5 protein-coding genes are annotated in these 7,217 nt (G+C 70.3%); 2 read left to right on the top strand and 3 right to left on the bottom strand.

Features of this window, described 5'->3' with window-relative positions; genetic code table 11:
* Together AC1DX8_RS11540 and AC1DX8_RS11535 are read right to left on the bottom strand one after the other, a co-directional pair.
* Positions 1-329 (bottom strand): cold-shock protein (locus tag AC1DX8_RS11540; protein WP_477630067.1); only part of this gene is annotated, 329 nt, incomplete at its 3' end.
* 90 nt (positions 330-419) lie between these two features.
* Positions 420-1,052 (bottom strand): DJ-1/PfpI family protein, encoded by a 633-nt coding sequence (locus AC1DX8_RS11535; protein ID WP_477630066.1) that lies wholly within the window; start codon positions 1,050-1,052, stop codon positions 420-422.
* Here AC1DX8_RS11535 and AC1DX8_RS11530 point away from each other — a divergent pair.
* On the top strand, positions 991-3,930 hold the full coding sequence (locus AC1DX8_RS11530) for a helix-turn-helix transcriptional regulator (RefSeq protein WP_477630065.1): 2,940 nt from the start codon (positions 991-993) through the stop codon (positions 3,928-3,930). The two genes, AC1DX8_RS11535 and AC1DX8_RS11530, sit on opposite strands and share 62 nt — an antisense overlap.
* Positions 3,931-4,126: 196 nt before the next feature.
* Entirely contained in the window at positions 4,127-5,659 is a 1,533-nt protein-coding gene (locus AC1DX8_RS11525; protein WP_477630064.1) for an MFS transporter, read from the top strand.
* 71 nt (positions 5,660-5,730) lie between these two features.
* On the opposite strand, the gene AC1DX8_RS11520 is transcribed toward AC1DX8_RS11525, so the two are convergent.
* Positions 5,731-7,119 carry an alpha/beta hydrolase gene (locus tag AC1DX8_RS11520; protein ID WP_477630063.1) on the bottom strand — a complete coding sequence of 463 codons (1,389 nt, stop codon included), beginning with the start codon at positions 7,117-7,119 and terminating at the stop codon, positions 5,731-5,733.
* Positions 7,120-7,217 lie beyond the last annotated feature (98 nt).

Genomic DNA, 7,217 nt, shown 5'->3' with positions numbered 1-7,217 from the left:
GCCGAACTGTGCACGAAGATCTCGCCACCACCGCCGTCGGGCGTGATGAAGCCGTACCCCTTGGCAGGCTCGTACCAGGACACGGTGCCAAGCACGCCCAGCGGTGCGTCGGCGGCCTGGTCGGCCGTGACCCGGACGCGGCGGGCCTGCGGGCCGCGATCCCCCTCGCCAATCTCGAACTCGACCACCTGCCCCTCCCGGAGCAGCTTCATCGCGTCGTCGCTGACGATCTCTGACGCATGCACGTACAGGTCCTCTGCCCCCTGCCCGAGGGCGATGAAGCCGAACCCCCTGTCGGCATCGAACCAGCGGACGGTTCCCTCAGTCACGGCGGACTCCTTGTCGAAGCTACGGTCGGTGTTTCCCCCAGTGTCCCCGACGGGACGGCGCCACCAGAGACACGTCGAGTCAGACCGGGGTCAGACGGGCGGCTGCGGGTCGTACTGCACGTCACGCCGCACTGCACGAGCGCGGTCGGTGCCCGCCAGCCGGTCAACCAAGTGCAGCGCCATGTCGATGCCGGCGCTGACGCCGGCACTGGTGATGACGTCACCGTCGTCGATGAACCGGACATCGTCCTGGACGTCGGTCGACGCGTCGAGCTCGCGCAGCAGGCCCAGCGACTCCCAGTGGGTGGTGGCGGGACGCCCTGCCAGAAGTCCCGCGGCGGCATACACCAGGGCGCCGGTGCACACACTCGCCATCAGCGGCACTGTGGCGCCCTGTCCGCGGACCCACGCCAGGTGGTCCTCGTCGCGCATCAAGGTCCGGGTGCCTTGGCCGCCGGGATGGATGAGCGCCTGCATCGGTGGGACGTCCGCGAACGAGTGGTGCGCGCCGAGGACCAGACCCTTGGCCGCCCGGACCGACCGGCCATCCTTGGACACGAACGAGACCGTCCACCCGTCCTGTGGGTAGGTCAGCGTCCAGTTCGCCAAGATCTCCCACGGCCCGACGGCATCCAGCTCCTCGACGTCGTCGAACAGCAGGATGCCGATGTGCTTCGTGGCGGGGCGTGCGGTTGGGTCTGCGGGAACGGTTGTTGAGCTCATGGGAGTCCTTCAGTTGGGTCTCGCGTTCTTCGGTGAGTCCACGATGCTCCTTACCGGGCAGGGTTCGCCCCCGTCAATGTGCCGGGATGCCACGGAGGGCGGGACGATCCGGCGGTACTGTCGGCAGGTGCTACACGGCCGTGAGCCCGAACGCGCGCATCTTGCCGCCATGGTGGAACAAGCACGCGCCAGCAACGGCGCCGTCCTGGTCATCCTTGGTGAGCCCGGCGTCGGCAAGAGTGCCCTACTGCACGACCTGACCGCCCCACGGCAACAGAACAGTGGGAGTGGTGACGTTCGGGTGCTGCGCACCGCCGGTGTGGAGTCGGAGTCACCGCTGCCGTATGCGGCGCTGCACCGCCTGCTGCGTCCCGTCGTGAACTTCGACCACCTGCCTGGTCCGCAGGCGCGAGCGCTACGGGTCGCGTTCGGTCTCGAGGACGGACCCACCGTCGAGCCGTTCCTCGTCGGTGTCGCGACCTTGTCCGTGCTGACCGATGCAGCCGAGCCCGACCACCCGCTCCTCGTGGTGGTCGACGACGCGCACTGGCTCGACTCCGCGTCCGCGGACGCCTTGCTGTTCGCCGCCCGGCAGCTTTCCGCGGACCCGGTGGCCATGGTGTTCGCCGCTCGAACCGGCGAAACGGCCGGCCGTGATTTCGCTCCGCCCGGTCTGCCTGTCCTGCAGATCGACGGGTTGGACGACGCTGCTGCCCGTCAGCTCCTTGACGAACGGGGCGGAGACCCCGTCTCGGGCGAGGTCGCTGAGCGGCTGGTCCGTGAGACGCGTGGGAACCCGCTCGCCCTCCTCGAGCTCCCCACCGGACTGAGCACGCAGCAGCTACAAGGACAGGCGCCGCTGCCGTCGCGACTCGCGTTGACCGCCGGGGTGGAACGCGCCTTCCTCGACCGGTGTCGTCGCCTGCCCCCACAGGTGCAGACGCTGCTGCTGGTCGCCGCCGCCGACGCCACCGGACGAGTCGCCACCGTCCGGCAGGCGGCTGGCACCCTCGGTGTTGACGTGGCGTCGTGGGACGACGCCGAACGAGCTGGCCTGCTCTCCGTCACCGGCGACGTCGTGGCGGTCAGGCACCCGCTCGTCCGCTCCGCCGTGTACCAGGCCGCGACCAGCTTCGAGCAGCGCCAGGCGCACCGAGCCCTCGCGCAGGCAGTGGGTGCCGACGACCCGGACCGTGCCACCTGGCACCGGGCCGCGGCGGCGGACGGCCCTGACGCCGCGGTCGCTGCGGAGCTCCACGCCGTCGCCACCCGCGCTGAACAACGTGGCGGCCACGTCGCCTCAGCGGAGGCGTTCGAACGCGCAGCCGAACTCACCGTCGATGACGCAGACCGCGCCACCCGCCTGTTCGGTGCTGCCCGCACCGGGTGGGCAGCGGGACAGGCGCTCCGCGCGCGTGCCCTGGCGTCCACGGCCCGCGACCTTGCAGTCGACCCCCTACAGCGCGCCGACATCGACCGCCTTCGCGCTCGCATCGAGGTGAACGTCGGGTCTGCCGTCGACGCCCACCGCATCTTCACCGTCGCCGCCCGCACCGTGGCCGACCACGACACCGGCCGAGCACTGGAGATGGCGTGTGCGGCGGCACTGAACCGCACCTACGGCGCTGACAGTGGAGCCGCCCTGGGTGACGACGTGCTCACGACCCTGCTCACCCCTTCGTCCCACGACACCGAACGCACCGCCTGCCTGCGGCTGCTGTTGGCGACCCTGACCGCCTGCGGCGACCACGACTGGGCCCGCGCCGTCCCCGCTCTGGCCCTCGCGCTGGATGCTGGACGGCGCGTCGAGGACCTGGACGTCATGGGGAACCTCGGCAACACCGCCTTGCACCTCGGCCACGACGAAGGAGCCCGCTTCTACTACTCCGCCATGGAGTCCACCGCCCGAGAGGCAGGCGCCGGCATGGTCGTCGTCTACGCCCTCGAACGACTCATGTTCGCCCAGCTCCCCACCGGTCCATGGACTGCCGCGGCCAGCTCGGCCGACGAGGCGCTGACCTTGGCGCGCAGTGTTGGACAACCCACCCTGACCGCCCCACCCCTGGCGTGCCTGGCCCTGCTGGGGGCACTGAGTGGCAGTGACGACTTCGACCAGCACCTTGCATCGCTCGAGGACGTCACCGCTCGCCACCCGTTGGGCATCATGGCCGGCCCCGCCCATGACGTCACCCGATGGGCCAAGGGAGCCCGCGCCACTGCACAGGGAGATGCGGCAACAGCGCTGCACCACCTGTCGGGTATGCGCGTCCCCGCCCTGCACCGGATGGCCGCCGTCGATCGCCTTGAAGCCGCTGTCCGCGCCGGCGACACCCAGCAAGCCGACGCATGGGTCGAGGAGCTCACCGAGTTCGCCACCGGTAGCGGATACCCGTGGGCTCTCGGCGCGCTCGAGCTGGGACGTGCCCTCACCGCGGCCGACCCTGCAGACGCGACAACGGCGTTCGACCGAGCCATCGCGCAATACAGAGACGCGGGCCGACCCTACGACCTCGCACGTACCCAGCTCGCCTACGGCGAGTTCCTTCGCCGCACCAACCGCCGCGTCGACGCCCGCACCCACCTGCGGGCGGCACTGGAGACCTTCACCGAGCTGGGTGCGAACCCGCTGGTGGAGCGCGCCACCCAGGAGCTGCGAGCCTCCGGTGAAACCGCACGCAAGCGCGACCCGTCCACGTTGCTGAACCTGACCCCGATGGAGCTCAAGGTCGCCCAGCTGGTCAGCACCGGCCTGTCGAACAAGGATGTCGCCGCCCAGTGCTGGGTCTCACCGCGCACCGTGGCGTTCCACCTGCGCAACGTGTTCACCAAGGTAGGCGTCAGCTCCCGCACCGAGCTGGCTCAGCTCGACTTCGGCTGATGCCCTTCACGGCATCGTGGCCGGGTCGCAAACCGGTGGCGCACCGGACAACCACTGCTTCGCGCGTTGCAGGCACCCGCGTACCCCGGCCAATTGACCGGCGCGAGCCAACCGCAATCGGACGACGGTAGGCAGCACCCCCACCGACAGCTGGACCCAGTGGTGGGCCACAAGCCGAGACCGTCAAGGAGTTGTCATGCACACCAAGCCCGCCGCCGAACCGCTCGCGGTCCACACCGCCGTCGTCGACACCCACGCCGCAACCCACACCACAACCACCACCGACCATGGACACGCACCTGCCGCCGGCCACCACCACGACACCGATGGGCCGCGCAAGTCCTGGACGGTCCTGGCCCTCGCCCTCGCCGCACAGATCCTCGTCGTCCTCGACATCTCCGTCGTCAACACCGCCCTGCCGACCATCGGACGCGACCTGCACCTGGACGGGTCCGCCATGCAGTGGGTCGTCACGGCATACCTGATGATGTCCGGCGGCGGCCTGCTGTTCGGCGGCCGCGTCGCCGACCTGCTGTCCCGCAAGTGGGTGTTCCTCACCGGCCTGACGGTGTTCACCATCGCGTCCATCGTCAGCGGGTTTGCCGGCACCGCAGGCGAGCTCATCGCCGCCCGCGCCGGCCAGGGCCTCGCCGCAGCGCTGACGACCCCGGCCGCGCTGTCCATCATCATGACCACGTACTCCGGCGCCCAGCGCCGCCTGGCCCTGACCCTCTGGGGCGCCGTCGGCTCACTCGGCGTCGCCGCCGGTGTCCTTCTCGGAGGGGCCCTGACCACCTGGGCAGGTTGGCAGACCATCTTCTTCATCAACGCCCCGATCGGCGCCGTCGCCCTGGTGGTCGGCCTCAAGGTCATCCCCGCCGCCACCACCGCACGCGTCACCCTCAAGCAGTTTGACGTCGCCGGAGCCGCCACCGTCGTCGGCAGCCTGGCCACGCTCGTCTACGGGCTGGGTGCGACCGAGCAGCACGGCTGGCTCTCCGTCCGCGTGCTCGTCGCGTTCGCCACCTCCGTGGTGCTGGCGGTGGCATTCAAGGTGCGGGAGAGCAAGGCCACGAACCCGCTCGTGCCGCCGCACACGTGGAAGGTCACGTCCCTCGTCTCTGGCACCACCGTCATGCTCGGCGTCAGCGGCATCCTGGTCGGGACCGTGTTCCTCGCCTCCATCTTCGCTCAGACCGTTGCCGGGTACTCCGCCATCCAGGCGGGCGTCGCGTTCGTCCCGTTCGCCCTGGCCATCACCGCCGGCACCGTCGTCGCGAGGCACGCCATGGCCCACGGCACCCCCCGCACCATCGCCGCCATCGGGCTGGTCATCGTGGCCGCCGGAGCGCTCCTGCTCTCGCAGGCCTCCGCTGGATCCGCCTTCCTCGTCGGCGTCCTGCCCGGCCTGGTTGTCATCGGTCTGGGCGTCGGCATGGTCTTCGCTCCCGTGTCCGTCACCGCCATGGCGGGGATCCCGGCGCAGCACGCTGGGATGGCTTCCGGGTTCCTCATGACAGGCCACGAGGTCGGAGCCGCCCTCGGCGTAGCGGTCCTGTCCGCAGTGGCCAGCACCGCCGGCAGCCTCGCGAGTGCCACCGGTGTCGTCGACGGCTTCGACCGAGGGTTCCTCGCAGCAGCCGGCATCGCCCTGGTCCTGGCGGTGTTCGCGTACCTGCGGATGCCCAACCAGCGGGTCGAGGGCGCCGGGATGCAGATGCACCACTGACGCCCCCCGGACTGCGCACCATACTCGGGCGCTCGGACCCAACCAAGGGTCCGAGCGCCCGACGCGACGGCCTACTTGGCGACCAGTGCCTTGTGACGAACGGCTGTCACCACGTCCACGATGGCCTGGGTGCTCTGCGCGGCATCGCCCTGCTTGGCCACCAGGTCCTCATGGACCGCACCCGCGATGGTGCGGTGCGCGCTGTTCGTGGACAGCGCCGCCAGACGGTCCTGCCTGGCTGACCAGTCCGGTGCGCTTCCCTTGCCCGCCGTCACCACAACCAGCGGCTTGGCACCGAAGTCGGTCAGCTCGCCCGCCTGCTCCATCGCCTTGTTCGACTGGACGTACTCGTCGATCGTGCTCTTGACCGTGTTCGCCTTCGCGATGCTCGCGCGGATTTCGTCTCGCGATCTCGGCGGCAGGGTGCCCGCCTCCACGTGTGAGTACAAGCGGCTGAACCCGACCTCCCCGATCGTGGCGACCAGCGCGGACAGGTGACTCATCACGTCGTACGACCCCGACGCCGTCACCTTGGTCAAGTTCGTCGCTGGCTTGGGCGCCGTGGAGTCGAGCAGCACCATCCCGACCACCTCGTCGGGGTACCGGGCGGCGAACGCCAACGTGTACAGACCGCCGAAGGAGTGACCTGCCACCACGTACGGCCCGGTCACGTGCGCGCGGGCCAGGAGCGCATGCAGGTCGGCCACGAGCGCAGCACCGTCCTGCGGGGTGTCAGCGGGGTCGCTCCACCCGCGCCCGGCCCGGTCGTACACGCACACCCTCGTCTGCTTGGCCACGGCCGGCGCTATCCACCCCGTGTTCGAGGAGATCTCGCCAGCACCGGGCTGCAGGAGCACCGTCGGGGTGCCCGAACCGGTGCAGCGCAGGTGCAGGTTGCGCCCGCCGATGTCGACCAGCTGCCCAGGCATCGGGGACGCCTTCGCGTCCGCCCGCGCACCCAGAACCTGGTACACGCCACCGACCGACGTCAGCGCCAGCAGCACCAGCAGCGGAGACACCAGCACCGGCCGGGCACGACTGCGCAGATGCAGCCGGGACTGACGCCATGCCCAGATGACCAACACCAGCAGGACCGGCGGCCACACCCACGCCAAGCCACCCATCACCGAGCCGCCGAACGCCAGCAGAAGCACACCACCAGCGGCCATGAACACCGCCAAGGCCCAGGCCCACCGTTGCGGCTGGTCCGTGAACCGCGTGGACCCGCCCGCCAGCAGCGCCCACCCCAGCGCGTACCCGCACAGCAGCGCACCAGTGACCCGGGGGACGTCAGCCGGGATGAACGGGGCGATCGCCAGCAGCAGCGCGGCCAGCCAGCCGGCAGCGAACGACCCGACCACCACGAGTCCGATACGGCGCCGACCACCCGGACCAGAACCGGTGAGATGCCGGTTCCTCCGGTGTGGAGTCGGGGTGGGTGCGGTGGGGGTAGTAGTCACGATGGACTCGATTCCGTGCACTGCTGGCGTCGCGCGAGTACAGCCACCCCGTACTTGAGGCACGTGCCGTCCCCATCACCGTAGGGGCCACCACGCAG

This window comes from Pedococcus sp. P2_A3, from assembly GCF_056405035.1.
This window is presented reverse-complemented; position numbering and strand designations above follow the sequence as displayed.

Excerpts from the sequence above, each read along its gene's own strand:
- AC1DX8_RS11530 (WP_477630065.1), top strand. The coding sequence starts at position 991 with ATGCCGATGTGCTTCGTGGCGGGGCGTGCGGTTGGGTCTGCGGGAACG.
- AC1DX8_RS11535 (WP_477630066.1), bottom strand. The coding sequence starts at position 1,052 with ATGAGCTCAACAACCGTTCCCGCAGACCCAACCGCACGCCCCGCCACG.
- AC1DX8_RS11525 (WP_477630064.1), top strand. The coding sequence starts at position 4,127 with ATGCACACCAAGCCCGCCGCCGAACCGCTCGCGGTCCACACCGCCGTC.